This window comes from Sphaerisporangium perillae (assembly GCF_023276435.1).
Taxonomy (GTDB): Bacteria; Actinomycetota; Actinomycetes; order Streptosporangiales; family Streptosporangiaceae; genus Sphaerisporangium; species Sphaerisporangium perillae.
In genome coordinates this window covers 42,914-67,694 of the sequence record NZ_JALLPO010000026.1, presented here as the reverse complement: position 1 = coordinate 67,694, position 24,781 = coordinate 42,914, and the positions used below count along the sequence as shown (strand labels likewise).

Below are 24,781 nucleotides of genomic sequence, written 5' to 3'. Positions count from 1 at the left end.
CGTCAGGGGCGGCGGGCACGGGGGCGCGGCGGAGTCAGGCGACCGAGGAGTAGGCGACGACGCCGCGGCGGATCGCGTCGATCGCCTTGCCGGCGTTGTGCCTGACCTTGCCGCCCGGCGGCGCCGCCTTGCCGACCTGGTCCAGCAGGTCGATCAGCTGCTTGACCCAGCGCACGAAGTCGCCCGCGGCCAGGTCGCCGTCGGTGAGCACCGCGTCCAGGCTGTGGCCCTTGGCCCAGCGGAACGCCGCCCAGGCGAACCCGAAGTCGGGTTCCCTGATGAACGACAGCCCGTGGTCGCGCTCGATGTCCTCCAGCTCGGCGAAGATGCGGACCGTCGCGGCCAGCGCCTCCTTGGCGCCCCCGGCGGGGATCTTGGGCTGCCGCGCGTCGTCGGCCTGCCGGGACTCGAACACCAGCGAGGACACGCACGCCGCCAGCTCTGCCGGGTCGAGCTCCTCCCAGATGCCCGCGCGCAGGCACTCGGCGGTCAGCAGGTCGAGCTCGGTGTAGAGCTGGGCGAGCCTGCGGCCCTCGGGCGTGACGGCCTCCTCCTGCAGGTAGCCGAGCTGGTCGAGCACGCCGCAGACCCGGTCGAAGGTGCGCGCGATCACGTGCGACCTGCTCTCGACCCGCCGCCGCAGGCCCTCGGTCTCGCGCAGCAGCTTGTAGTAGCGCTCGGCCCAGCGGGCGTGGTCCTCGCGCTCGTCGCAGCCGTGGCACGGGTGGGCGCGCAACCGGCGGCGCAGCTCGGCGATCTCCCACTCGGGGGTGCCGGGCCTCGCGTCCCGGGCCTGCATGCTTTCGGCCTCGTGGTCGCGGACCCGGACCGGCCGCCCGAGGTCCCGGTCGCCGATCTTGGCGTGCAGCGTCGCGACGAGGTTGGCGCGGTCCTTGGGCGCGCGGGCGTTGAACCCCTTGGGGATGCGCAGGTGCTCCACCGGCTCGACCGGCACCGGGAAGTCCGCCGCCGACAGCCGCTTGACCTGCTTGCCGATCGTGAGCACCAGCGGCGAGGGGCCTTCGGTGCGCATGGTCAGGCCGGGGTCGAGGATCACGGCCAGGCCCGCGCGCCTGCCCCCGGGGACGCGGATCACGTCACCGGGCTTCAGCGCCTCCAGCGAGCGCAGGGCCTGCGCGCGGCGGGCCGTGCCGCGCTGGCGTGACAGGTCGGCCTCCCGGTCCGACAGCTCCCTGCGCATGCGGGCGTACTCCTGGAAGTCGCCGAGGTGGCAGGTCATCGCCTCGGAGTAGCCGTCCAGGGCCTCCTCGGCCCGCCGCACCTGCTTGGCGATGCCGACGACCGCCCGGTCGGCCTGGAACTGGGCGAAGGACGCCTCGAGGAGGGTGCGGGCGCGCTCCCTGCCGACCTGGCCGACGAGGTTCACGGCCATGTTGTACGACGGGCGGAAGCTGGAGCGCAGCGGGTAGGTGCGCGTGCTGGCCAGCCCGGCGACCGCGACCGGGTCCATGCCGGGCTGCCAGGCGACCACGGCGTGCCCCTCGACGTCGATGCCGCGCCGCCCGGCCCGCCCGGTGAGCTGGGTGTACTCGCCGGGGGTCAGGTCGGCGTGGGTCTCGCCGTTCCACTTGTCGAGCTTCTCGATGACCACCGACCGCGCGGGCATGTTGATGCCCAGGGCGAGCGTCTCGGTGGCGAACACGGCCTTCACCAGGCCGCGGGTGAACAGCTCTTCGACGACCTCCTTGAAGGCCGGGAGCATGCCGGCGTGGTGGGCGGCGAGGCCCCGCTCCAGGCAGTCGCGCCACTCCAGGTAGCCGAGCACCGAGAGGTCCTCGTCGGGCAGGTGGGAGGTGCGCTCGTCGACGATCTGGCGGATCTCGTGGCGCTCGCCGTCGGTGGTGAGCCGGATGCCGGCGTGCAGGCACTGCAGCACGGCCGCGTCACAGCCGGCCCTGGAGAAGATGAAGGTGATGGCGGGCAGCAGGCCTTCGGAGTCGAGCTTCTCGATCGCGTCGGAGCGGCTGACGGCGTTGGCGGAGCGGCGCGGCCGGGAGTAGCCGCGCCTGCCGCGCGCCTGGGCCAGGCGCTGCTCGTCGCGTGAGATGCGCATGAGGCTGGGGTTGATGCGGGGACGGTTGTCCTCGTCGACGAACAGGTCGTACAGCTTGTCGCCGACCAGCATGTGCTGCCAGAGCGGCACCGGGCGGACCTCGTCGACGATCACCGTGGTGTCGCCGCGCACCTCACCGAGCCACTCGCCGAACTCCTCGGCGTTGCTGACGGTCGCCGACAGGGCGACGACGCGCACCGACTCGGGGAGGTGGATGATGACCTCCTCCCACACGGCCCCGCGGAAGCGGTCGGCGAGGTAGTGGACCTCGTCCATGACCACGTGGCTCAGGCCCGCCAGCGTCGAGGAGCCCGCGTAGAGCATGTTGCGCAGCACCTCGGTGGTCATGACCACGATCGGCGCGTCGCCGTTGACGCTGTTGTCGCCGGTGAGCAGCCCGACCTGCTTGGCTCCGTAGCGGCGGACCAGGTCGTTGTACTTCTGGTTGGACAGCGCCTTGATCGGCGTGGTGTAGAAGCACTTGCTGCCCTGCTCGAGGGCGAGGTGCACCGCGAACTCGCCCACGACGGTCTTGCCGGAACCGGTCGGGGCCGCGACCAGCACGCCGTCTCCCGCCTCCAGAGCCCGGCAGGCGTCGAGCTGGAACTCGTCGAGCTCGAAGTCGTACAGGCCGCGGAAGGAGGTGAGGGCCGGCCCGCTCTCTGCGTGCTTCTCACGGAAGGCGGCGTAGCGCTCCGCAGGCGTCGTCATGCACTTCAGCCTACCGATAACCGAATTCCGGTCCCGTCGGCCGCGTCGGCCTTCGCTCGGAGACGCGCCGATGATCCACCGAGTTCCATCGATTCCCGGGTCCCGGCGATCGCCGTGGTGGTGTCTTCATCCGTCGGGTCGATCCCGCGGGCAAGACCGCACTGAGAGCGCCGTCGCGGAGATCACTTGTGGAGTATCTTCTCCAGGCGCCGTACCACCGGCTTCCAGGTGCTGGGCAGTGTGTAGCGGCTGACCCGGTGCCCGCGGTAGGTGATCGTGTACTTGATGAAGTCGGCTCCCGGTGGCTGCGTCTCGGTGCGTCCAAGGCGCAGGTGTTTCAGGCTGCTCCGCAGCGCACGGGTCTCCGTCCTGGTCAGGCACGTGTGCACGGCAGGGCCCGTCCGGTGGCTCAGCCGTGCGCACCCGTCGGTGTAGACGATCACGCGATCGTCGAGCCCCGCGAAACCGCCCTGCTCGCGCAGCTCGACCCACACCTTCTTCGCTACGACCGCCGCCTGAGCGGGCTGTACCGTGGCCGTGCCCACGAGCAGCAGGAGCACGGGCAGGAGTAGGACTCGCCAGATCTTCATACCCATCTAACGTACGAGAGCGGTGAACGGATCACCTGGATCAGGTGGTGGACGGGGCCAGGACGCGCAGGGAGCCGGGGTGGGCGGTGCAGGTGAGGGGCAGGGGTCCGATGCGCTCGCCGTCGGCGTAGGCGACGATGCCGGGGGCCTCCAGCGTGACGCTGCGGGCCCGGCGGACGGTGATCGCGGGATGACCGAGGTGGGTGCCCCGGTAGACGCGGGGGAAGGTGCGCAGGAATTCGGCCTTGGGCAGCGGGCCGACGACCAGGACGTCGAGCAGCCCGTCGTCCGGCAGGGCGTCCGGGAGGACCCGCATGCCGGCCCCGTAGGAGTGGGTGTTGCCGACGGCCACCATCATGGCCTCCTGCTCGATCACCTCGTCGTCGATGGTGATCCTGAACGGGATGGGGACGAAGGAGCGCAGCTCCCGCAGGACGGCGAGCAGGTACTTGGACATCCCGGGCGGGCGGCTCAGCTGGTTGGCCCGCTCGTTGACCTTGGAGTCGAAGCCGCAGGCCACCACGCCCGCGAACCACTCCTCCGCGCCGATCGTGGCGGCGTCCAGCTTGCGGATCTTGCCGGTCACCACGATGTCGGCGGCGGCGAGCGGATCCCTCCTCGGGATGCCGAGGGCGCCGGCGAAGTCGTTGCCCGTCCCGGCCGGGATGATGCCGAGGGGCACGTCGGTCCCGGCCACCGCCTGGACGGCCAGGTGCACCAGCCCATCGCCGCCGAACGCGACCAGGGCCTCGGGGCCCTCGGCGACGGCCGTGCAGGCGCGCTCGAGGGCGTCCTGCGCGGAGGTGCCGACGATCACCGAGACCGGCCGGTCACCCTCCCTCAGGCGGCGCACGACCGGGTCGAGCAGGCGGAGGGTGCGGCCGCCACGGGCCGCAGGGTTAACGAGGAGTACCAGCTCACCAGCCACAGCCGGAACATATCCGTATACATCCGGCTAAACCAGGGTCAAGCGGAGTTAAACCTTATTCGGCGGTGTTGGCTCCGGAGCCGTCGAGTTCCTCATCGAGCTCACGCTGGCGCTCGGCCTCGATCGCGTCCTTCTTGCGGTCGTGGAAGTACATGAAGACCTCGGCGAGCAGGAACATGCCGACCATCGGGAGCGCGAGCGCCAGCATGGTGATCGGGTCCTGGCTCGGCGTGGCGACGGCCGCGAAGACGAACATCAGGAAGATGACCATGCGCTGGTGCTTGCTCACCAGGCGGAACGGCAGGACGCCGATCATGTTGAGGAACACCATCAGCAGGGGGATCTCAAACGACAGCCCGAAGATGACCAGCATCGCCATCATGAAACCGACGTATTGGTCCATGCTGATGAGCTGGATCACGTTGTCCGGGGCGAACCCGAACAGCAGCGAGAGGCCCTTGTCCATGGTGACGTAGGCGAGGGCGGCGCCGGCGGCGAAGAGCGGGGCGGCCAGCGCGATGAACGACAGCGAGTAGCGTCGCTCGTTGCGGTAGAGACCCGGCGTGACGAAGGCCCAGACCTGGTACAGCCAGATGGGCGCGGCCACCACCGCGCCGAACATCAGGGCGACCTGGAGATTGACCATGAAGCCCTCGAACACGCTCTGCTGGACGAGCGTGCACTCACCGGCCTTGAGCTTGTAGGCGGCGGGCAGCCGGCAGTAGGGGCCGACCAGGAAATCCCAGATGCGGTCGAAGAAGACGAACCCGACCACGGTGCCCAGGGTGAGGCCGAGGATCGCCTTCACCAGGCGGTTGCGCAGCTCACGGAGGTGGTCCATGAGCGACATGCGGCCGTCGGGATCCGAATTGTCCTGGCCCTTGTCGGCCGGACTTGACCGTTTGAGCAATGCCATCGGGCGTCCTGGTCTAGCGGGCGGTCAGGGTAGGGGGCGTCGGGTCAGGCGGAACCCTGGTCCTTGCGCGCCTGGGACAGCGGGGCGTCGCTGATCGGCGCGTCGGAGGGGCGGGCCTGGGCCGTGCGCAGCCGGGCGTTCTCCTCCTCAAGGAGACGCAGCCGCTCCTCGACCGAGGGCGTCACCGGCGGAAGGGACTGCTGCGGAGCCGCCGCGGGCTGAGGGGTCGCGGTCGCGGCCTGGGCGGCCCTGGCCTCGTCCTCCTCGCTGAGCTTGCTGGTCTCCTTCTTGAACAGACGCAGCGACTGGCCGAGCGCCTTCGCGGTGTCCGGCAGCTTCTTGGCACCGAAGAGCAGGACCAGGACCAGCAGAATGAGGATCCATTCCAGGGGACCAAGTGTTGGCATGACACATCCTTAGGCCGAACGCCGTGCATTCTCAAGCTCGATCGTACGCTGCCCTCACCACTTGATTCACCCCTCCTGCCGCCCCGATGCACCGACCGCGGCCCTGAGCCGTCCTTGGACAGGCTCCAGACGGCGGGTGGCCCGCTCGATTTCATGTGACAACCCCCGGACGGCCACCACCACGCGCGCGGCGAGCACGGCCAGCGGGACCAGCCCGGCGACGGCCAGGCCCACCGCGACATAGATCCACGTCATGACCGGGAACTCTACCGAAGGCCCTGGAGGGCGTGCCGGAGATCTGTTGACCTCCTCCCCCTCGTGAACGAGGGGGATTCCGACCCTCGCGGGTCGGGTTTCCTGCTTCGCCGCCGGTCGCCCGCCAGAGAGGACTCTCTCCTTTGAGGTCTTACACCAGCTCCACAGGCGTTTCACCTCTCTGCCAGCCCGGCAGCGAGGATATTGGTGGCCGCGTTGACATCCCGATCATGCAGCGCGCCGCAGCCGCACTGCCAACTGCGGACGTCAAGCGGCAGGGACTCGGCGATGGCCCCGCACGCCGAGCACAGCTTGGAGGAGGGGAACCACCGGTCGATCACGACCAGTTCCCGCCCGTACCACGCCGTTTTGTACTCCAGCATGCTCCGCAGTTCCCGCCAGCTCGCGTCGGAGATGGCGCGGGCCAGCGAGCGGTTCTTCACCATGTTCCGCACGCTCAGCTCTTCCACGGCGATCAGTTGATTCTCGTGAACCAGCCGTGTGGTGAGCTTGTGCAGAAAGTCGCGGCGCCGATCGGCGACCCGCGCGTACACCTTGGCCACCCGCAGTCTCGCCTTGGCGCGGTTGGCGCTGCCTTTGGTTTTGCGGGCCAGCGCCCGCTGCGCCTTGGCCAGCCTGCGCCACTCGGCCCGCTCGTGCCGGGGGTTGGCGACCTTCCCGTCGCCGTCGGTCAGACGTCGATCGGACGCGACAACGTGACCAGCGCGCTGATCCCCGCGTCGATACCGACCGACTCCCCGACCGGGTCCAACCGGCGGATCGTCTCCTCGCAGAGGATGGACACAAACCACCGTCCCGCCGCATCACGCGACACCGTCACCGTCGACGGCTCCACGCCCTCGGGCAGCGGACGCGACCACACGATGTCCAGCGGGCCGTCCAGCTTCGCCAGGAACAGCTCACCGTCGCGGTAACGGAACGCCGAACGGGTGTACTCCGCCGCCGCCCGCGACCTCTTCCGCGACTTGAACACCGGGTAGCGGGCCCGTTTGGCGAAGAAGTTCGCAAACCCCGCCTGCAGATGCCGCAGCGCCTGCTGCAACGGCACCGACGACACCTTGCTGAGGAAGCCCAGCTCTTCGGTGCGCTTCCACTGGGTGAGCGCCGCCGAGGACTCCTCGTAGGAAAGCCCTTTGCCGTGCAGCCTGTAGGCGCGGGTACGTTCCTCCAGAGCCTTGTTGTAGACCAGGCGGACGCAGCCGAACGTCCGGGCAAGCTCCTCGGCCTGCCCAGGGGTCGGGTAGAAGCGGAACTTCAACGCCCGCTTCACAGTTCGCGCCACGGCTCGTACTTTAGGCACGATCACCCGGATGCGAACACCGATTCGACTCCACACCATCCGACACCGTTCCACACCGTGCGACGACACCGTTCCACACCGTGCCGCGTTTCCTCCCCCGCCTGAAGGACTCTGTTGCCTTATTCGGCGTGCCTTCTTCGTGTTGATCGTTTTCTGGTTCAAGATGTCCTGCCTCTGCTCGGTTTCCCCTCGCCGGGCGGTGGAGGGGAGCCTGTGATGTCGATGCGGTCGCGTCCTTGGCCGGAGATCCCCGAGATGACCGCGCGAGTGGCGCGGGCCGCTTTCCCGAAGGGGGCGCTGGCGATTCGGATCCGGGATGCGCTGGGGCCGTTGTTCGCCGATGCGGAGTTCGCGGGCATGTTCGCAGTTCGGGGTCGCCCTGGTCTGTCTCCTGGTCAGCTGGCGTTGGTGTCGGTGCTGCAGTATGCGGAGAATCTCTCCGATCGGCAGGCCGCTGATGCGGTTCGTGGCCGCATTGAGTGGAAGTACGCGCTGGGTCTGGAGTTAGAGGATCAGGGGTTCGATTTTTCGGTGCTCAGCGGCTTTCGCGCGCGTCTGGTGGCGCACGGCCAGGAGGAACATGTACTGGAACTGCTCCTGGAGCGCCTAGGAGAGCTGGGGTTGCTGCGCGCTGGTGGGCGTCAGCGCACCGATTCCACTCACGTGCTGGCCGCGGTGCGTTCGTTGAACCGGGCAGAGTTCGTCGGGGAGGTGATGCGGTCGGCGTTGAACGCGCTGGCGGCCTGCGAGCCGGCCTGGCTGGCTTCCTGGGTTCCCACCGGGGGGCAGGAACGCTACGGGCAGCGGGTCGATGCCTACCGGCTTCCCGAGGGAGAGGCCGCCCGGACGCAGGTGCGTGTGCGGCAGGTAAGGACCTGCCGCCGGGAAGATTCCGGCTGGCCTCGCCCTATGACCCCGAGGCTCGGTACGGGGTCAAGCGCGGGACCGGCTGGGTTGGTTACAAGGTTCATCTGACCGAGACCTGCGACGATGACGCGCCTCACCTGGTCACGCACGTGGCCACTACCGACGCCACCGTCGAAGACTCGCAGCTCACCGCCACCATCCACCAGGATTTGGCTGCGCGGGAGTTACTGCCCGCCGAGCACGCTGTCGACATGGGCTACACCTCTGCGGCGCTGCTGGTGGAGGCCATGAGCACACACAGGGTGGCGTTGCTGGGCCCGATGCGGTCCTCCACCAGCCGCCACGCCCGCTGCGAGGATGGCTTCGAGTTGAGCGCCTTCACCATCGACTTCGAGCAGCAGCACGCGATCTGCCCGGCGGGCCACACCAGCAGCAGGTGGCGCGAGGAGACCAGCCGCGGGGTGCCCTGATCCGCATCGCCTTCCGTAAACGCGACTGCGGCCCCTGCCCACTCCGCCCGCAGTGCACCACAGCCATGATCGGGCTGCGCCAACTCACCATTCGCCCCCAGGCCAAGCACGAGGCGTTGGAACGCGCCCGGCTTGACCAAGCCACCGACGCGTGGAAGGAACGCTACAAGACCCGGGCCGGGGTGGAAGGAACCATCTCCCAAGCCGCCCGCCTCGGCATGCGCCGGACCCGCTACCCCGGCCTGAACAAGACTCACCTGCACCACGCACTCGCCGCGACCGCGATCAACCTCGTCCGACTCGACGCCTGGCTCACCGGCACACCTCTGGGAACCACCCGAAGCTCGCATTTCACACAACTCGACCTGCAGCTCACCGCGTGATCCATCAATTGGGCGACAGAGTCCTGAAGGCAGGGGTCTCCACGCTTAAAGAGATTCGATGAACCCCCGGGCGCCCCGCGGGGGGCGTTCAGCTGAGCGACTCGTAGCGGGCGAGCGCCGCCGAGGCCTCCTCGCGCACCCGGTCGGCCAGGGACACCGGGGACAGGACACGCCCGCTGTCGCCCAGGCGCAGCGCGAGCCGGACGATCAAGCCCTGGTCGCGGGCGCGGAGCGTGACGCGCAGGCGCCCCTCCCCCAGCTCGGTGACCTCCTCGCACGGGTAGTACTCGGCGACCCAGCGGCCGACGGGGGTCAGCTCGAGCTCCACCAGCTCGTCGGTGGGCGAGGGCCGGAACACCCCGTCGGTGACGTCGATCGGCTCGGCGTCGGCGGGCGGGTCGGCCGCCACGTCGAGCGCCTCCACCCCGACCATGCGGTCGAGCCGGAACAGCCGCATGCCGTCCGCCCGGTAGCACCAGCCCTCCAGGTAGGACCGGCCGTCGACCATCACCAGCCGCGTGGGGTCCACCTCACGGGGGGTGATCTCGTCGCGTCCTGGGACGTAGTAGCGCAGAGAGAGCCGGCGGCCCCGGCGCAGCGCCTCGCGCACCGTGCTCATGGCGTCGGGGGCGGCGTCGAGCTCGAAGGCGACCTGGTTGCTGACCGCCGCGGCGCCCTCTCCGGCCGCGCGCTCGAGCTTGGCGATCACCCGCGCCAGCGCGTCGCCCTCCTCGAACTCGGGCAGCTCGGCGAGCATGCGCAGCGCGACGAGCAGGGCGCTGGCCTCGTCGATCCCGAGCCGCAGCGGCCGGGCGATGGTCTCGGCGTTGTCGATGAGGATCTCGCCGCCGTCCCAGGAGACGTCGATGAGGTCGCCGGGGGTGTGGCCGGGGAGCCCGCACATCCACACCAGTTGCAGGTCGTCGACGAGCTGCTTCTCGGTGAGCCCGAACAACCTGGCCACCTCGGGCACCTCCGCGCCCGGGTGGGACATCAGGTAGGGCACCAGAGCCAGCAGCCTGGGCAGGCGATCGGCCGTGCTCACGCGAGCGCTCCCTTCAGCCGGCGGATCACCGCGTCGCGGACGTCCGGCGGATCGACCACCTCGGCGTCGGCGGCGAACGCGACGATCGACCCGGCGAGCCACTCGGGGTCGGCGAACACCAAGGTCACGACGTCCCAGCCGTCCTCACCGGGCCGCACGGCGCCCACCTGCCGCAGCCACTGGCAGGTGTCCTGGCGGACGCGGACGGTCGCGACCCGCTCAGGGACGAGGCTGTCGCGGTAGCCGACCATCGAGCGGATGTCGACGCCCTCGGGCACGGCGACCGCCCCGGGACGCCCGACCGGCGCGACGGGCCCGCTGATGCGGCTGAGGCGGAAGACCCGGGGCGCGTCGCGCTCGCGATCGTGGCCGACGACGTACCAGCGTCCGCGCCGGCTGACCACGCCCCACGGCTCCACCGTGCGGGTCATCAGGACCTCGCTGCCGGCGGCGCGGTAGTCGAAGCGCACGACGCGGCGGTCGCGCACCGCCTCCCACAGGGCGGGGAAGGCGGGGTCGCGGGTGTCCACCCGCAGCTCCAGCGGCCCGGCGGCGGCCTCGTCGGTCTGCACCCCGGCGGCGCGCAGCTTCAGCAGCGCGCCGCTCGCCGCCTCGGCGAGGTTGGCGCGCTGCCACACCTGGGCGGCCAGGCCGAGCACGGCGGCCTCGTCGGCCTCCAGCGTGATCTCGGGCAGCTCGTAGGCCTGGCGCATGATGCGGTAGCCCGGCTCGTCGTCCCACGGGTCGCGATGGACCTCGACCGGGATGCCGATCTCGCGCAGCTCGTTCTTGTCGCGCTCGAACATGCGCTGGAAGGCCTCGTCGTTGCCGGCGTCGTAGCCGGGCACGGCGTGCCGGATCTGCTCCGCGCTGAGCGGGCGGCGCGTGGCCAGCAGGCAGATGACCAGGTTCAGCAGCCGCTCGGTCTTCCGGCGGGACATCGGGCCTCCCTTCTCAGGTGACGCTACCCTTGCCCCGTGATCAGATGGCGCAAGGGCGAGGTGCTTTCGGTCCGGCGCGAGTGGCCGGGCGCGATGGAGCTGGACGTGACCCTTCCCGAGGGAGAGTGCCGGGCACTGGCCTACCCCCCGCTGGTGGGCCGCCCCGAACCCGGCGACACGGTGCTGCTGAACACGACCGCGCTCGCCATGGGCCTCGGTACGGGAGGTTACGCCATGGTAGTGGCCCTGCCGGACCGTTTGCCCGAAGATCCCGAAGGTCCCGGTCACCTGGTCAAGGCACGATACACGCCCCTGCAGGCCACCGTGCTGGGCGCCGACGAGCAGGACTCCCCCTACCACGAGACGCTGCGCGACGCCGACTCCATCGACGGCATGCCGGTGATCGTCGCCGACCTGCACTCCGCCCTCCCGGCCATCCTGTGCGGTCTGTACGGCTCCCGCCCGGAGGCGAGCCCACGAGTGGCTTACGTGATGCTGGACGGGGGCGCGCTGCCGGGCTGGTTCTCCATGTCGGCCGCGCGGCTGCGCGAGATCGGCTGGCTGTGCGGGGTGGTGACCACCGGGCAGTCGTTCGGCGGCGACGTGGAGGCGGTGACCGTCCATACAGGCCTGCTGGCCGCCAGGCACGTGCTGTCCGCCGACGTCGCGATCGTGACCCAGGGCCCCGGCAACCTCGGCACCGGCACCCGCTGGGGCTTCTCGGGGGTGTCGGCGGGCGAGGCGATCAACGCGGCGGCCGTGCTCGGCGGCCGTCCGGTGGCGGCGCTGCGGGTGAGCGAGGGCGACCTGCGCGAGCGCCACATCGGGGTCTCCCACCACTCACTGACCGCCTACGGGCGCGTGGCCCTCGCCCCCGCCCAGGTGGTGGTACCGGAGCTGCCGGGCGCGTTCGGCGAGCGAGTGATCGCCCAGGCCGCCGAACTGGCCGCCCGCCACGAGCTGGTCAGGGTGCCGGTCGAGGGCCTGGAGAAGCTGCTGGAGGACAGCCCGGTGAAGCTGTCCACCATGGGCCGCGGGCTCGCGCAGGACCTCGCCGGCTTCCTGGCCTCCGCCGCCGCCGGCCGCCACACGGCCACCCTGCTCACCTGAGAGGGGAACGGCCGCGCGCGACCAGGCGTCGCCCACGCCGGCCGAAGCCGAGCGAGGTGACCGCTCCGACGTGCCCGGTCAAGGTCGCCAGGGGGCTGCGGCGCACAGCGTCCCACAGGCGCACGGTCGAGCCCAGACTCTGACGCCGGCGGCCGGGCCCGCGCCCCGGCTACGGTCGGTCGACGCCCCTGCAATGGGCATCCTGCCACCGGCTTCGCGTGCTCACTCCATCTCCATCTGCTCGTAGGTGATGACAAGCTTCTCGGTGAGGACGCTTGTGTCACCGGCCTTCGAGGCGCTGATCTCCAGGCTCTTCGGCCAGGCGTTGAGCAGTTTGTAGCGCTTGATCGGGTTGCCCGCGTCGTCGAAGACGATGATCGCTCCGCTTTTGCGGGCATCGCCCGTCCGTCCGGACTGCGACTCCTTCACCCACTTCTCGAAGCCATCGTCCGAGGTTCGGCCCCGGACGAGCGTCACCTCGCCGGGCTTGGGGCGTCCAGTGAGCTTCTCGATGACGTACTTGCCATCGGGGGTGTTCTCCTTCACCTCGATGACGTCTTGCTCCATCTTGAGTCCGGAGACCTCGTCGATCTGCTTGATGACGATGCCGCCGATCTCCAGGCCGAAGGAGAGGCCGACCGAGCTGTCCGGGTCCGGAAGTGCCACGTTCGCTCTCCTCTGCTTCTGGGACGCCCTGCCCCGCGAGCCTACTTTCAGATGACGAGGCTGAGGAGGCCCGCCATGGCGAAGCCGGTGAGGGAGAGGATGGTCTCCAGGATGGTCCAGGTCTTCAGGGTGTCCTTGACGGACATGTTGAAGTACCGGGAGACGATCCAGAAGCCGCCGTCGTTGAGGTGCGAGGCGATGATCGAGCCCGCCGCGATGGCGATCGCGATCAGCGCCAGGTGGCCCTGGGTGTAGTGCAGGTCCTTCACCAGCGGGGCGACGATCCCGCCGGTGGTGACGATCGCCACGGTCGCCGAGCCCTGCGCCAGCCGCATGCCGCAGCTGATGAGGTAGGCCAGCACGATGATCGGCAGGCCGGCCGAGGACAAGGTGGTGGCCAGCGCCTTGCCGACGCCCGTGGCGGCGATCACCGAGCCGAAGAAGGCGCCAGCCCCGACGACCAGCAGGATCATGCCGACCGGGCGCAGCGACCTGCTCGTCAGGTCGGCCAGCGCGGCCCTGGTCATGCCGCGCCGGGTGCCGAGCAGCCACATGGCCAGCAGGACGGCGATGGTGAGCGCCACGGCGGGGGTGCCGAGGAAGGTGACGACCGGCAGGACGGCGCTGCCCTTCCACCACACGCTGCCGAACGTGGCCAGCAGGATCAGCAGCAGGGGGCTGGCGATGATCAGGCTGACCAGCCCGAGGGACGGCGCGGAGCGCTCGTCGGCCGGCTCGTCGGGGGCCACGATGAACTCGTCGGGCACCTCGATGACGACGCGCTTGCCGATCCAGGAGCCCCAGGCGACGCCCGCGACCAGGAAGGCGGGGATGCCGCAGGCCAGGCCCATGACGATGAGCCAGCCGAGGTCGATCCCGAGCAGCCCCGCGACGGCCACCGGGCCCGGGTGCGGCGGGAGGAAGGCGTGCGTGACCGACAGGCCGGCCAGCAGCGGCAGCGCGTACAGCACCATCGAGCGGCGGCCGCGCCGCGCGGCGATGTAGACCAGCGGGGCGAGCACGAAGATGCCGATGTCGAAGAAGACCGGAATGCCGAAGATCAGGCCGGCCAGGCCCATCGCCAGGGGTGCCCTGCGCTCGCCGAACCGGGCGAGCAGCCGGTGGGTGAGGACGTCGGCGCCGCCGGAGGCCTCGAGGATCGCGCCGAGGACCGTGCCGAGCCCGATGATCGGCGTGATGTGGCCGAGGATGCCGGCGAATCCGGTCTCCAGGAGCGAGGTCTTGGAGCTCAGCGCGGTGCCGACGATCTGCTCGACGCTCAGTCCCGCGCCGAGGGCCAGAAGCAGGCCGGAGATGAGCAGCGCGATGAAGGGTTCGAGTTTGACCTTGATGATGAGCAGGAGGAGTACGGCTATGGCCAGCCCGCAAAGGACCAGCAGTCCTCCGGTCTGGTGCTGGAGCCAGTCGATCACGTTGCGCCTTTCGCGGTGGTCCCCTGGGGGGTACGTCGCAGCGCCCTGCCGGGCAGGGCGCCGGTGTGCCGGCCGTGCTCGATGACCGGGACCCCGGCCACGAGCACGTGGGAGATCCCCTCCGCCTGACGGCGGGGGTCGTCGAAGGTGGCGGTGTCTGCCACGGTCTCGGGGTCGAAGAGCACCAGGTCGGCGTGGTATCCGGGCCGGATGAGCCCGCGGCCGGTAAGCTTCAGCCGCCTCGCGGGGCGGCCGGTGAGGTGCGCGACGCACTCCTGCAGGGTCAGGACGCCGAGCTCGCGCACGTACCGGGCAAGGTAGCGCGGGAAGGTCCCCCATGCCCGGGGGTGCGGCCGCGCGCCCACCAGCAGCCCGTCGCTGCCGCCCGTGTGCGCCGGGTGCCGCATGATCGCCCGGACGTTCCCCTCGTCCCCGACGTGCTGCAGGATGGTGATCCCGAGGTCGTCCTCGATGAGCAGCCGCCGGAAGTCCTCGAACCCCGCGACCTTGGTGCCCACGCGTTCCGCGAGCCCGGCCGTCCGGGCGCCGGAGATCTGGATGGTGTCCCACTCCACCGGCACCCCGTGGCAGCCGTCGGAGCCTTCGACCTCCATGACGTGCCGGATGCGTTCGGCGGTCCCGGGGTCGCGCAGCCGCTCCAGCGCCCGGTTCGGCCCGCCTTCGGAGGCCCAGCCCGGCAGCAGCGCGGCCAGCGTCGTCGAGCCCGGCAGGTAAGGGTAGGTGTCCAGGGTGATGTCGCAGCCGCCGGCGATCGCGGCGTCCAGCAGGTCGAGCAGCTCCCCGGCCCGCCCTTTGTTGACGGCGAAGTTCATGGTCGCGTGGGCGAGGTGCAGGGGACAGCCGGACCTGCGGGAGACCTCGACCATCTCGGCGTAGGCCTCGAGGGCTCCCGCGCCGTAGGACCTGTGGTGCGGAGCGTAGAACCCGCCGAGCGCGCCGACGACCTCGCACAGCTGGACCAGCTCTCCGGTGCCGGCGTACATGCCGGGGGTGTAGGTGAGGCCGGAGGACATGCCGACCGCGCCTTCCGCCATGGCCGCCGCGACCAGGCGCCTCTGCTCGGCGATCTCACCGTCGGTGGCCGGGCGGTCGTCCCAGCCCATGACGAGCATCCGGACCGACCCCTGGGGGACCAGGTAGCAGGCGTTGACCGCGATGCCCTGGTCGAGGCGGTCGAGGTACTCCCCCACCGACCGCCAGTTCCAGTCGAAGCCCCCCGGGTCGCCGTTCCATCCGGCGATCTGCCGGCGGAGCTGCCCGAGGGTGGTGTCGTCGACGGGCGCGTAGGACAGCCCGTCCTGGCCGAGCACCTCGCAGGTCACGCCCTGGCTCACCTTGGCCAGGTGGTCGGGTTCGGCCAGCAGCCGCAGGTCGGAGTGGGCGTGCATGTCGATGAAGCCGGGAGCGAGGACCAGCCCGGTGCCGTCGATGGCCGGGCCTCCGGTGGCGTCGGGGCCGATCTCGGCGATCCGGCCGAACCTGACGCCGACGTTCGCGACGTACGGCGCGCCGCCGGTGCCGTCGGCGACGGTGACGTTCTTGAAGATCATCTAAAAGAACGTCCTCAGCAGGCCGACGACGGCGTCACCGTCGACGAGGGGTACCAGGTCCCATTTGTCCATGGCGGTACAGGGGTGGGAGAGGCCCATCCGCACGACGTCGCCGCAGGCCAGGTCGCAGGCGGGGTCGACGGCGAGGTAGGTGTGCTGGTCCATGACCGCGGTGACCCGGGCGCCCTCGAGCTCGCCCTTGCCGCGCGCGTACTGCGGCTCGGGCAGCCCCTCGTCGAAGGGCAGGTCGCGCTTGCCCGCGTCGAGCAGGGCGAGGCCCGGCTCGGGCCGGGAGATGACGCGGGCCCACCCGTGCATCGCCGGCCGGAACGGGACGCCGGTCCGAAACGGCGAGATCTCGCGGTAGAAGCCGTCGTCGTGGATGACGTAGGCGCCCGACCGCAGCACCAGCCGGGCGGGAAGCCCGCCGAGCACGTCCACCACCTGGTCGAAGTACGCGCTGCCGCCCGCGGTGAGGATGGGCTCGCCGGTCTCGAAGGCGAGCCGCCCGAACAGGCCGGCCAGCCCCTCGAGGTAGCGGCGCACCGCCGCCAGGCTGGCGGGGGACGCGTCGTGGCCGTAGGACCCCTCGTATCCGGCGAGCCCCGCCAGGCGCAGCGACGGCGCGGCCCGTACCGCGTCGGCGACCGCGACCGCCTCGGCGGCGCCGCGGACGCCCGTGCGCCCGCCGGGGGCGCCCAGTTCCAGGCACACGTCCACCGGTCGCCGCGTTCCGCGCAGGGCGGCGTCCATGATCTCGACGGAGCGGACGGAGTCCACCCAGCACAGGAAGTGGAAGCCGGGATCCTCCTCGAGCTCCCGCCTGATCCAGGCGAGCCCGGCCGGGTCCAGCAGCGCGGCGGCGAGCATGACCCGGGACACGCCGAACGCCCGGGCGACCCGCAGTTGCGGGAGGTTGGCCAGGGTGATCCCCCAGGCGCCCGCCTCGAGCTGCCGCCGCCACAGCTCCGGCGCCATCGTCGTCTTGCCGTGCGGCATCAGGGTGACGCCCGCCTCGGCGGCCCAACGCGCCATCAGCGTGATGTTGTGCTCGATGGCGGTGTCATCGAGGGTCAGCAGCGGCGTGCCGAAGTCGGCGAGGACCGGTCCGTCCGCCAGGAAGCCGGCCACGGTGCCGGTGACGCCCGTGGGCAGTGCCTTGTACCGCCAGTCGAGAGGCTCATCGCGCAGCGCCTTGATCTTCTCCGCGTCGATGCTCATCGCACCACCCATCGCATTGCGTATTTTGCAACGTCCGTTGCGCTGTGTGTCAGTGTGTTCTAGCATCGCCGTCCAGTGGCGGTCAACGGTGCGCCCGGAACGGACGGCATGGGACGGCCGCGGCCGGGGTGGACGGCGGAGGTGCGCAATGAGCCAGAGCCTGGCCCGCGCTTTGCGGATCCTGGCCGACCTCGCCGAGGGCGCCCGCTCGCTGGACGAGCTGGCGTCACTGCTCGGCGTGCACAAGACGACCGTGCTGCGGCTGCTGCGGACCCTGGAGCAGGACCGGTTCGTGTACCGCGACGGCGCCTACCGCTACCGGCTGGGCTCCCGGCTGTTCGCGCTGTCCAGCCGCGCCCTCGAGCAGCGGGAGGTCCGCGGCGTCGCGGCGCCGCATCTCGCGCGGCTCAACCAGGCGACCGGGCAGGCCGTCCACCTCGGCGCCTGCGAGGACGGCGAGGCCATCTACATCGACAAGTACGACGGCCGGCACCCGGTACGCATGTACTCGCGGATCGGGCTGCGCATGCCCCTGCACTGCACCGCCATCGGCAAGACCCTGCTCGCGGGCATGCCGCGAGCCGAGCGGGAGCGGGTGGTGGAGCGGATCGACTACCACCCCTTCACGCCGAACAGCATCACCGGGCCCGAGGCCCTGCTCGCCGAGCTGGACCGGGTGACCGCCCAGGGGTACGCGGTGGACCACGCCGAGCACGAGACCTTCATCAACTGCGTCGGCGCGGCCGTCAGGGACGCCGCCGGCGAGGTGGTGGCCGCGGTGTCGATCTCGGTGCCCGACATGGTGCTGGGCTACGAAGGAGTGCTCGAGCTGGTCCCCCAGCTGCTCGCGACCGCCCGGGCCATCTCCGTCGACAGCGGCTGGGACCCTTCTCCGGCCGGCGGCGGCCAGGATCACATCTGAGAGGAATCACATATGGCGACCAAGACGGCGGTGCTCACCGACGGCGCGCCCGCTCCCGCGTGGGTGTTCTCCCAGGGAGTGCGCAAGGGCCCCCTGCTGCAGGTGTCCGGGCAGGGCCCGCAGGATCCGGCCACCGGGGAGTACGTGCACCCGGGCGACGTCAAGGCGCAGACCCGAAGGGCGCTGGAGAACGTCAAGGCCGTCCTGACCGCGGGCGGCGCGAGCGTCGAGGACGTGCTGATGTTCCGCGTCTACCTCACCGAGCGCGCCGGCTTCGGCCCGATGAACGAGGCGTACGGCGAGTTCGTCAAGGAGAACTGCCCGAGCGGCGTGCTGCCGTGCCGCACCACCGTCTTCGTCACCCTGCCGCACGAGTCGATGCTGGTCGAGATCGACGCCCTCGCCTGCGTCGGCTGAGCCTCATCGGCGGTCCCGCCCCGCGCGGGGCGGGGCTCAGCGTCGTGTGGAGTCCACGGCTTCGGCGTGTTCTCCCGGCGCCGGGTGGAAGTCGGTGAAGGTGAACGCCTCGGGGCCGGGGCCGTCCGCCTTCAGGGTCGCAAGCCGCCTCATGGCCTCCGCCAGGGAGGGCGTGTGCCCCTCGGGGATCCACCACATCACGCTGTACGGCTCGGCCATGCGGTGGAACCACTCGCGGCGGCGGCGCAGCACCTCGAGGTGGCCGCTGCGGTAGACGTAGTTCCACAGCGCGTCGCGTGACGCCCACGCCGAGAAGTTGACCAGCAGCATGTCGCCGTAGTCGTGCTGGATGGTGTCGGTGGGGGCGTCGCCGCCTTTGAGCCGCCAGACGAACCCCGGGGCCGCGTCCGCGAGGGCGTTGACGGGTTCCAGGGCCGCGACGAAGTCGGCGAGCTCGGGGGAGTCCACGGGGGCGCGCATGTGGGCGACGTTGAGCTGAGCCAGGTGCATGGCCCTCAGGAGATCACGCCGCCCGCTTCTATGTCAATCTTCATTTGTTTTAGAAAAGGCGACACAGCACTCCCCTGGACGCGGGTCGAGCCGCGCCGAGACCCGGGGGTCGCCGAGAGCCGACAGCAGGCCCTGGCAGAGGGCGAGGTTGAGCGAGCAGACCAGGACGGGGCGCTCCTCCGCCAGCACATGGAAGGGGCAGTTGCGCAGGCGGACCACGCCGTCCTCGTCGTACGGCTCGTAACCGCGCTCCCCCAGCGTCTCGCGCAGATCGGCGGCCTTGGCGCGCTCCCCCAGCCGGCGGGCGGCGTTCTCGGCCGCCTCCTCGGCGCCGAGCGCGTCCACGGCCTCGGCGAGCACCAGGGCAAGGGTGCGGTAGTCACGCGGAGGGACGCTGACCTGGCGCTCCACCGGAGAGCGCCGGTACACCTTGGCCGGTCGCCCGCTCCCGGGCCCGGCGCGCCCGCTCAACCGGCGAAAGCCGGTCTCCAGCAGGCCGCTCTCCACGAGCTTGTCCAGGTGGAAGGCCGCCAGGGTGCGGCTCACGCCCGCGGCCCGCGCGGCCTCGTCCCGCCCCACCTCACGGCCCTGCGCGGCCACGAAGTCGTACAGCGCCCGCCGGACCGGATCGTGCAGCGCACCGAGGACGTCCAGATCGTCACCGCTCACAGCGGCGAGTCTAGGGCGGCGCCGCCGGCGGGCGGGATGAGCGTCACCGGCCGACGGCCTTTACAAAGTAGATCTGCGTTGCCGGCGCGGAGCCGGCCATCCCGCTGGAAGGCGGGCTCAGTAGGTGCCGAGGACGTCGACCACGAAGACCAGGGTGTCGGTGCCCTTGATCTTGTCGCCGGAGCCGGCCTTGCCGTAGCCGAGGTCCGGCGGGATCGACACCAGCACCCGGCTGCCGACCGGGACGCCGACCAGGCTCTGGTCCCAGCCCTTGATGACCTTGCCGACGCCGATCGGGAACATCACCGGCTCGCCGCGGCCCCAGCTGCTGTCGAACTCGGTGTCGCTGCCCCAGATCTTGCCGGTGTAGTGCACCAGGACGGTCTGGCCCGACTTGACCGCCGGGCCGCTGCCCTTGATCACGGTCTTGGCGACGAGGCCCTTCGGCGCTTTCACGTCGGTCTTGGTGGTCAGCTTGGGCGCCTGGTCGCCGCCGGGGTTCTCGAGCTTGACGCCCTCGAGCCCGGGGTCGGTGGCGGTGCCGTGGGCGGCCTTGGCGGTGGGCACGCCCATCACGTCGACGACGTAGACGCTCGCGATGGAGGTGTCCGCGCCCTGCGACTTGGCCTGCTCGACCTGCTCGGGGGTCAGGCTGTCCTTGGCGACGACGGCGAGGAAGCGCCCGCCGGGCTTGCTGTCCTGGAAGGCCTTGTACACCACTCCGGGAAGCTTGGCGTCGACCTTGATCAGCTGGGGCGCGCCGTCATCGTAGGTGGAGCCCGACGCCGCGTTGGTCTTGCCGTCCCAGCTGTAGGCGGTGAGGTTCGCGACCACCGAGTCGCCGTCCTTGACCGCCGCCCCCTGGCCCTGGGAGATCGTCTGCGACGAGGAAGTCGCGGGCGGCTTGCCCGCGGGGAAGCTCACTTGCGGTTTCTTGCCGAACTCCCCGGCCACCTTGACGCCGGTCGCGGGCGACGCGGGTTTCGCGGTGACGTCGCCGTTGCTACCGCAGGCGGCGGCGAACAGCAACGGCAGAGCGGCGAGAAGGGCCAGTCGGCGCATGGGTATCCTTCGGAAAGACGTCACGTTCGCGTAACACTACCGGACGGTCACGACCGCGCGAGTCGGCCTGACTCGATCTTGCCGAAGTGTGACCTCATCTTCGGGTTCGCTTCGTCCGGCAGGGCCGCCCATCTCGGACGATCTCCTCGCGCCACCTGTGGCCGCACGCGCCTCCCGGCGCCGTCCCGGCCCGCGCCGGCCTCTCGTCCGGCGATCGCCGGAAACTTTCATCGGCCATGGGCTCCGGCAGACCTCGGCGCAGGCCCGCCGACCCCGGACCGCGCGCTCCCCCGGGGCCGCGCTCCCCAGCCCCGCGCACTCCCCCGGGTGTCCCGCTCGGCGCCGGAGCACCGGCGGGACGCCCGGGGGTGGGGCTCACATCCCGGCGATGAGCTTGTCGACCCTCTCGTCCACGCTGCGGAACGGGTCCTTGCAAAGGACGGTGCGCTGGGCCTGGTCGTTCAGCTTCAGGTGCACCCAGTCGACGGTGAAGTCGCGGCGCTTCTCCTGCGCCTTGCGGATGAACTCGCCACGCAACCGCGCCCTGGTCGTCTGCGGGGGCACCGACTTGGCCTCGAAGATCTTCAGGTCGGAGGCCACGCGCTCCACGGCGCCGCGGCGCTGCAGGAGGTAGAACAGCCCTCTCTTGCGGTGCACGTCGTGGTAGGCGAGGTCGAGCTGGGCGACCCTCGGGGAGGACAGCGGCAGGTCGTACTTGTTGCGGTAGCGCTCGATGAGCTGGTACTTCGTCACCCAGTCGATCTCGCGCGAGACCAGGTCCAGGTCGCCGGTCTCCACCGCACGCAGGGTGCGCTCCCACAGTTCCAGGACCCTGCGCGTGATCACGTCACCGCCCCGGCGGTCGACGAAGTCGCGGGCCTTCGAGAGGTACTCCTGCTGGATCTCCAGCGAGGAGGCCTCGCGCCCGTTGGCCAGGCGCACGCGCCTGCGTCCGGTCATGTCATGCGACACCTCGCGGATCGCTCTTATCGGGTTCTCCAGGCTCAGGTCGCGCAGGACGGTGCCGGCCTCCACCATGCGCAGCACCAGGTCGGTCGCCCCGACCTTGAGCAGCATGGTGGTCTCGCTCATGTTGGAGTCGCCGACGATGACGTGCAGGCGGCGGAACCGCTCGGCATCGGCGTGCGGCTCGTCGCGGGTGTTGATGATCGGGCGCGACCGGGTCGTGGCGCTCGACACCCCTTCCCAGATGTGCTCGGCGCGCTGGGAGACGCAGTAGACCGCGCCGCGCGGCGTCTGCAGCACCTTGCCGGCCCCGCAGATGATCTGCCGGGTGACCAGGAAGGGGATCAGGACGTCGGCGAGCCGCCCGAACTCGCCGTGCCTGCCGACGAGGTAGTTCTCGTGGCACCCGTAGGAGTTGCCGGCCGAGTCGGTGTTGTTCTTGAAAAGGTAGATGTCACCGGCGATGCCCTCTTCGCGCAACCGCTTCTCGGCGTCGACGAGCAGGCCTTCTAGGATGCGCTCCCCCGCCTTGTCGTGGGTGACGAGCTCCACGACGTTGTCACACTCGGGGGTGGCGTATTCGGGATGGCTGCCCACGTCGAGATACAGGCGGGCGCCGTTGCGGAGGAAGACATTGCTCGATCGGCCCCAGGACACGACTCTGCGGAAGAGGTAGCGCGCCACCTCGTCCGGGGACAGCCTGCGCTGCCCCCTGAACGTGCAGGTGACGCCGTACTCGTTCTCCAAGCCGAAGATGCGACGATCCATCACATCACACTATGTCCCCGGGGGGCCGGAAGGGAGAGATCTCCGCCGGGTTTCGAGGCGAGGAACCTCTACCGCCGCCTCTAGGGCGTAAAGATCTCCACGACCTTGACGATCCTCCCGCTCTCGGTGGTGATCAGCGCGGCGCGCCCGCCGGTCCTGGCCTTGGCGATCAGGGCGGCGCGGGAGCAGCGCGCGTTCCCCAGACCCCAGTCGTCGACGGTGGCGTCCATGCCCTCGCAGCCGGTGGCGCTGAGGAAGACGACGTCGCCCGCGATCGGCGCGGCGTAGACGGTGGCGTCGCCTTCGGGCGGCCCCTCGAAGTACCCCTCGGTGTTAACGCCCTTCACCCACTTGACGGGGACGTACTCGACGACGTCCTCGCCGGTGAGGGCGCGGATCATGCCGCGCAGGACGCCGTTGGAGCGCGGGCTGACGTGCTTGGTGAAGTCGTGGCCGGGGTCGGCCTGGAACTCGGTGCCGAAGATCTTCGGCGCGGGGTACGACGGGTGGGCGGCGGGCCGGAAGGGTTTCGTGGAGGGGCCGCCGGGAGGGGCCGGCGAGGAGGTGCCCGCGGGCGGCGTGGCGGCCGGGCCGCCGCCGGAGGGCGCGGGTGAGACCGCCACCGAGGAGGTGCCCGCGCCGGACGCGGTGCCGTTCGTCGCCGAGCAGGCGGTCATGGCGGCCAGGCCCGCGGCGAGGGAGAGCGGCAGGGCGGCCCGTCGGAGGACGTCTAAGGGGGTCACGTCCCCATCAGACATGGTGCCGGGCCACGAAGCCGGTCCCGCCGGGAGTGATCTGGATCACTCCGCCGAAGAGACGTACGTCCCGGCCCCTACTGCGCTGGGACCGGGACGAGAACCGCGTTCGATGGACCTCGGGGAGAACCGGCCTCAGTCACCGGACCCGGTGTCGATGTCACCCTCGGGAGCGGTCGCCGGCGACTCACCGGGACCTCCGTTCAGGGCGTCCCCGGTGTCGGGAGAGACGGTGGGCTCCGCCGACGGCTTGGCGCCGGCCGCCCCGGTGGCGATCAGGCGCTCCAGGCGCGCGCCGGTCAGGCGCTGGAACTTGCGGTGCTCCCTGGTGCGGTCGAGCACAGCGACCTCGAGCTGCGACACCGGCGGGCGCTCGCCGCCTGGCTCGGTCAGCGCGCCCAGGGCGACGTCCAGCGCCTCGGCCAGCGGCATGCCCTGGCGGAAGCGGTCCTTCAGCCGGCCCGCGACCGTGTCGGCCACGCCGCCCATCACCACGAACCCGTGCTCGTCGGCGACCGAGCCGTCGAAGGTGAGGCGGTAGATCTGGTCGTCCTCGGGCGCGTCTCCGACCTCGGCGACGACGAGTTCGACCTCGTACGGCTTGCGCGACTCGGTGAACACCATGCCGAGCGACTGGGCGTAGAGGTTGGCGAGGCCACGGGCGGTGACGTCGCTGCGGTCATAGGTGTAGCCGTTGATGTCGGCGTAGCGGATGCCGCCGAGCCGCAGGGCCTCGAACTCGTTGTACTTGCCGACCGCGGCGAACCCGATGCGGTCGTAGATCTCGCTGATCTTGTGCAGCGCCCGGGAGGCGTTCGGGGCGACGAACAGAATGCCGTTCTCGTACTGCAGCACCACGACGCTGCGGCCGCGCGCGATGCCCTTCCGCGCGAAATCGGCCTTGTCCCGCATCTCCTGTTCGGGGGACACATATCCAAAGGGCATGGACACCGGTGGTGATCCTCTCGTGGCCGTGGGTGGTGACTAGCGCAGCGGGGCGGTGGGTCCGTCAGGCTCGGTCATGCGGCGGTCGAGCACCTGCCGGACGTACGCCTCGACCTCCTCGTCGGACAGGCGGCGGTAGCCGTCCTCGGTGATCACCGCGACCAGCGGCCAGATCTTGCGGGTGACGTCGGGACCACCGGTCGCCGAGTCGTCGTCCGCGGCGTCGTAGAGCGACTCGACGCAGGCGAGCACGGTGTCCTCCAGGGAGGCGCCCTCGCGGTAGAGCTTCTTCAGCGCCCCGCGGGCGAACAGCGAGCCCGAGCCGATCGAGGCGTAGTTGGTCTGCTCGTAGGGGCCGCCGCCCACGTCATAGGAGAAGATGCGGCCGGTGCCGGCGTCCTCGTCGTAGGCCGCGAACAGCGGCACCACGACCATGCCCTGCATCGCCATCGGCAGGTTGGCCCTGATCATCGTGCCGAGGCGGTTGGCCTTGCCCTCCACCGACAGCATGCGGCCTTCACGCTTCTCATAATGCTCCAGCTCCACCAGATAGAGCCGGGCCATCTCGATGCCGGTGCTCGCGGCCCCCGCGATGCCCATGCAGGAGTAGTCGTCGGTGCGGAAGACCTTCTCCATGTCCTTCTGGGAGATGTAGTTGCCCGAGGTGGCCCTCCGGTCGCCCGCCATCACGACGCCGTCCGCGAAGGTGGCCGCGACGATGGTGGTCGCATGCGGGATCTGGTGGGCGACGGAGCCCGCCGCGGACTCGAATCTTCCCGGGAGGAGCCCCGGAGCATAGGACCCGACGAACTCGGTGAACGACGTCGATCCCGTGTCCAGGAACAGGTTGTTCATCCA

The 24,781-nt window shown here is 70.5% G+C and carries 25 protein-coding genes and 1 pseudogene; 6 read left to right on the top strand and 20 right to left on the bottom strand.

All coding sequences use genetic code 11. The features are described from left to right. Positions 1-34 precede the first annotated feature (34 nt). The 7 genes and pseudogenes from MYF83_RS25030 to MYF83_RS25000 form a co-directional block, all read right to left on the bottom strand. Entirely contained in the window at positions 35-2,785 is a 2,751-nt protein-coding gene (locus MYF83_RS25030) for a DEAD/DEAH box helicase (protein ID WP_248963139.1), read from the bottom strand. 182 nt (positions 2,786-2,967) lie between these two features. After that, a complete protein-coding gene (locus MYF83_RS25025; RefSeq protein ID WP_248963138.1) occupies positions 2,968-3,375 on the bottom strand; it encodes a hypothetical protein in 408 nt (135 codons plus the stop codon). A gap of 40 nt (positions 3,376-3,415) precedes the next feature. After that, complete coding sequence (locus MYF83_RS25020) at positions 3,416-4,303, bottom strand: diacylglycerol/lipid kinase family protein (protein WP_248963137.1); 888 nt, start codon at positions 4,301-4,303, stop codon at positions 3,416-3,418. A gap of 55 nt (positions 4,304-4,358) precedes the next feature. Then, the gene (gene tatC, locus MYF83_RS25015; RefSeq protein WP_248963136.1) at positions 4,359-5,219 is read right to left on the bottom strand and encodes a twin-arginine translocase subunit TatC; all 861 of its coding nucleotides are present in this window, start codon (positions 5,217-5,219) and stop codon (positions 4,359-4,361) included. A 44-nt stretch (positions 5,220-5,263) separates the two neighbouring features. Continuing rightward, positions 5,264-5,626 carry a Sec-independent protein translocase subunit TatA gene (gene tatA / locus MYF83_RS25010; RefSeq protein WP_248963135.1) on the bottom strand — a complete coding sequence of 121 codons (363 nt, stop codon included), beginning with the start codon at positions 5,624-5,626 and terminating at the stop codon, positions 5,264-5,266. A 66-nt stretch (positions 5,627-5,692) separates the two neighbouring features. Beyond that, positions 5,693-5,881 carry a hypothetical protein gene (locus tag MYF83_RS25005; protein WP_248963134.1) on the bottom strand — a complete coding sequence of 63 codons (189 nt, stop codon included), beginning with the start codon at positions 5,879-5,881 and terminating at the stop codon, positions 5,693-5,695. A 99-nt stretch (positions 5,882-5,980) separates the two neighbouring features. Continuing rightward, positions 5,981-7,184, bottom strand: a pseudogene (locus MYF83_RS25000) (RNA-guided endonuclease InsQ/TnpB family protein); the annotation flags it as partial. Positions 7,185-7,418: 234 nt separating this feature from the next. Between MYF83_RS25000 and MYF83_RS44435 the strand changes: the two are divergent. From MYF83_RS44435 to MYF83_RS44425, 3 genes are read left to right on the top strand one after another with little or no spacing between them, the layout of a single operon-like run. Continuing rightward, positions 7,419-8,177 carry a transposase gene (locus tag MYF83_RS44435; RefSeq protein WP_372500232.1) on the top strand — a complete coding sequence of 253 codons (759 nt, stop codon included), beginning with the start codon at positions 7,419-7,421 and terminating at the stop codon, positions 8,175-8,177. A gap of 41 nt (positions 8,178-8,218) precedes the next feature. Next, positions 8,219-8,539 carry a hypothetical protein gene (locus MYF83_RS44430; RefSeq protein WP_372500231.1) on the top strand — a complete coding sequence of 107 codons (321 nt, stop codon included), beginning with the start codon at positions 8,219-8,221 and terminating at the stop codon, positions 8,537-8,539. Then, positions 8,506-8,922, top strand: coding sequence for a transposase (locus tag MYF83_RS44425; RefSeq protein WP_372500230.1), 417 nt, complete (start codon positions 8,506-8,508; stop codon positions 8,920-8,922). Before MYF83_RS44430 ends, MYF83_RS44425 begins: the two co-directional genes overlap by 34 nt. 88 nt (positions 8,923-9,010) lie before the next feature. On the opposite strand, the gene MYF83_RS24990 is transcribed toward MYF83_RS44425, so the two are convergent. Together MYF83_RS24990 and MYF83_RS24985 are read right to left on the bottom strand one after the other, a co-directional pair. After that, positions 9,011-9,967, bottom strand: coding sequence for a helix-turn-helix transcriptional regulator (locus MYF83_RS24990; RefSeq protein WP_248963133.1), 957 nt, complete (start codon positions 9,965-9,967; stop codon positions 9,011-9,013). After that, positions 9,964-10,908 (bottom strand): helix-turn-helix transcriptional regulator, encoded by a 945-nt coding sequence (locus MYF83_RS24985; protein ID WP_248963132.1) that lies wholly within the window; start codon positions 10,906-10,908, stop codon positions 9,964-9,966. The genes MYF83_RS24990 and MYF83_RS24985 overlap by 4 nt, the downstream gene beginning before the upstream one ends. Before the next feature lie 36 nt (positions 10,909-10,944). On the opposite strand from MYF83_RS24985, the gene MYF83_RS24980 reads away from it, so the two are divergent. Further along, positions 10,945-12,018, top strand: coding sequence for a DUF3866 family protein (locus tag MYF83_RS24980; protein ID WP_248963131.1), 1,074 nt, complete (start codon positions 10,945-10,947; stop codon positions 12,016-12,018). Between the two features lie 222 nt (positions 12,019-12,240). Here MYF83_RS24980 and MYF83_RS24975 read toward each other — a convergent pair whose 3' ends face one another. The 4 genes from MYF83_RS24975 to MYF83_RS24960 are packed head-to-tail and all read right to left on the bottom strand — an operon-like array spanning position 12,241 to position 16,909. Next, on the bottom strand, positions 12,241-12,684 hold the full coding sequence (locus tag MYF83_RS24975; RefSeq protein ID WP_248963130.1) for a phage tail protein: 444 nt from the start codon (positions 12,682-12,684) through the stop codon (positions 12,241-12,243). Between the two features lie 47 nt (positions 12,685-12,731). Then, on the bottom strand, positions 12,732-14,117 hold the full coding sequence (locus MYF83_RS24970; protein WP_248963129.1) for a GntP family permease: 1,386 nt from the start codon (positions 14,115-14,117) through the stop codon (positions 12,732-12,734). Then, a complete protein-coding gene (locus MYF83_RS24965) occupies positions 14,114-15,688 on the bottom strand; it encodes an N-acyl-D-amino-acid deacylase family protein (RefSeq protein ID WP_248963128.1) in 1,575 nt (524 codons plus the stop codon). Before MYF83_RS24965 ends, MYF83_RS24970 begins: the two co-directional genes overlap by 4 nt. Next, a complete protein-coding gene (locus MYF83_RS24960) occupies positions 15,689-16,909 on the bottom strand; it encodes an alanine racemase (protein WP_248963127.1) in 1,221 nt (406 codons plus the stop codon). It lies immediately after the preceding gene. A 148-nt stretch (positions 16,910-17,057) separates the two neighbouring features. Between MYF83_RS24960 and MYF83_RS24955 the strand changes: the two genes are divergently transcribed. Together MYF83_RS24955 and MYF83_RS24950 are read left to right on the top strand one after the other, a co-directional pair. After that, positions 17,058-17,831, top strand: coding sequence for an IclR family transcriptional regulator (locus MYF83_RS24955; protein ID WP_248963126.1), 774 nt, complete (start codon positions 17,058-17,060; stop codon positions 17,829-17,831). Positions 17,832-17,843: 12 nt separating this feature from the next. Beyond that, the gene (locus MYF83_RS24950; protein WP_248963125.1) at positions 17,844-18,248 is read left to right on the top strand and encodes a RidA family protein; all 405 of its coding nucleotides are present in this window, start codon (positions 17,844-17,846) and stop codon (positions 18,246-18,248) included. Positions 18,249-18,284: 36 nt separating this feature from the next. On the opposite strand, the gene MYF83_RS24945 is transcribed toward MYF83_RS24950, so the two are convergent. From MYF83_RS24945 to prcB, 7 genes are all read right to left on the bottom strand, one after another. Then, a complete protein-coding gene (locus MYF83_RS24945) occupies positions 18,285-18,758 on the bottom strand; it encodes a DUF3291 domain-containing protein (RefSeq protein WP_248963124.1) in 474 nt (157 codons plus the stop codon). A 33-nt stretch (positions 18,759-18,791) separates the two neighbouring features. Beyond that, positions 18,792-19,427: a helix-turn-helix transcriptional regulator gene (locus MYF83_RS24940; protein ID WP_248963123.1), complete on the bottom strand. Its 636-nt coding sequence runs from the start codon at positions 19,425-19,427 to the stop codon at positions 18,792-18,794. A gap of 117 nt (positions 19,428-19,544) precedes the next feature. Further along, on the bottom strand, positions 19,545-20,489 hold the full coding sequence (locus MYF83_RS24935) for an FKBP-type peptidyl-prolyl cis-trans isomerase (RefSeq protein WP_248963122.1): 945 nt from the start codon (positions 20,487-20,489) through the stop codon (positions 19,545-19,547). Between the two features lie 375 nt (positions 20,490-20,864). Beyond that, on the bottom strand, positions 20,865-22,223 hold the full coding sequence (gene pafA / locus MYF83_RS24930) for a Pup--protein ligase (RefSeq protein WP_248963121.1): 1,359 nt from the start codon (positions 22,221-22,223) through the stop codon (positions 20,865-20,867). 80 nt (positions 22,224-22,303) lie between these two features. Further along, positions 22,304-22,966, bottom strand: coding sequence for a hypothetical protein (locus MYF83_RS24925; protein WP_248963120.1), 663 nt, complete (start codon positions 22,964-22,966; stop codon positions 22,304-22,306). 147 nt (positions 22,967-23,113) lie between these two features. Next, positions 23,114-23,923 carry a proteasome subunit alpha gene (gene prcA, locus MYF83_RS24920; protein WP_248963216.1) on the bottom strand — a complete coding sequence of 270 codons (810 nt, stop codon included), beginning with the start codon at positions 23,921-23,923 and terminating at the stop codon, positions 23,114-23,116. A gap of 39 nt (positions 23,924-23,962) precedes the next feature. Continuing rightward, positions 23,963-24,778, bottom strand: coding sequence for a proteasome subunit beta (gene prcB, locus MYF83_RS24915; RefSeq protein WP_248963215.1), 816 nt, complete (start codon positions 24,776-24,778; stop codon positions 23,963-23,965). Between the last annotated feature and the right edge of the window lie 3 nt (positions 24,779-24,781).

What these genes read in the sequence shown, in the direction of transcription:
- MYF83_RS24965 (WP_248963128.1), bottom strand. Translation starts at nt 15,688, where the DNA reads ATGATCTTCAAGAACGTCACCGTCGCCGACGGCACCGGCGGCGCGCCG.
- prcB (WP_248963215.1), bottom strand. Translation starts at nt 24,778, where the DNA reads ATGAACAACCTGTTCCTGGACACGGGATCGACGTCGTTCACCGAGTTC.
- MYF83_RS24945 (WP_248963124.1), bottom strand. Translation starts at nt 18,758, where the DNA reads ATGCACCTGGCTCAGCTCAACGTCGCCCACATGCGCGCCCCCGTGGAC.
- MYF83_RS24950 (WP_248963125.1), top strand. Translation starts at nt 17,844, where the DNA reads ATGGCGACCAAGACGGCGGTGCTCACCGACGGCGCGCCCGCTCCCGCG.
- MYF83_RS24985 (WP_248963132.1), bottom strand. Translation starts at nt 10,908, where the DNA reads ATGTCCCGCCGGAAGACCGAGCGGCTGCTGAACCTGGTCATCTGCCTG.
- tatC (WP_248963136.1), bottom strand. Translation starts at nt 5,219, where the DNA reads ATGGCATTGCTCAAACGGTCAAGTCCGGCCGACAAGGGCCAGGACAAT.
- MYF83_RS25005 (WP_248963134.1), bottom strand. Translation starts at nt 5,881, where the DNA reads ATGACGTGGATCTATGTCGCGGTGGGCCTGGCCGTCGCCGGGCTGGTC.
- MYF83_RS24955 (WP_248963126.1), top strand. Translation starts at nt 17,058, where the DNA reads ATGAGCCAGAGCCTGGCCCGCGCTTTGCGGATCCTGGCCGACCTCGCC.
- tatA (WP_248963135.1), bottom strand. Translation starts at nt 5,626, where the DNA reads ATGCCAACACTTGGTCCCCTGGAATGGATCCTCATTCTGCTGGTCCTG.
- prcA (WP_248963216.1), bottom strand. Translation starts at nt 23,923, where the DNA reads ATGCCCTTTGGATATGTGTCCCCCGAACAGGAGATGCGGGACAAGGCC.
- MYF83_RS25030 (WP_248963139.1), bottom strand. Translation starts at nt 2,785, where the DNA reads ATGACGACGCCTGCGGAGCGCTACGCCGCCTTCCGTGAGAAGCACGCA.
- MYF83_RS24960 (WP_248963127.1), bottom strand. Translation starts at nt 16,909, where the DNA reads ATGAGCATCGACGCGGAGAAGATCAAGGCGCTGCGCGATGAGCCTCTC.
- pafA (WP_248963121.1), bottom strand. Translation starts at nt 22,223, where the DNA reads ATGGATCGTCGCATCTTCGGCTTGGAGAACGAGTACGGCGTCACCTGC.
- MYF83_RS25025 (WP_248963138.1), bottom strand. Translation starts at nt 3,375, where the DNA reads ATGAAGATCTGGCGAGTCCTACTCCTGCCCGTGCTCCTGCTGCTCGTG.
- MYF83_RS44435 (WP_372500232.1), top strand. Translation starts at nt 7,419, where the DNA reads ATGTCGATGCGGTCGCGTCCTTGGCCGGAGATCCCCGAGATGACCGCG.
- MYF83_RS24935 (WP_248963122.1), bottom strand. Translation starts at nt 20,489, where the DNA reads ATGCGCCGACTGGCCCTTCTCGCCGCTCTGCCGTTGCTGTTCGCCGCC.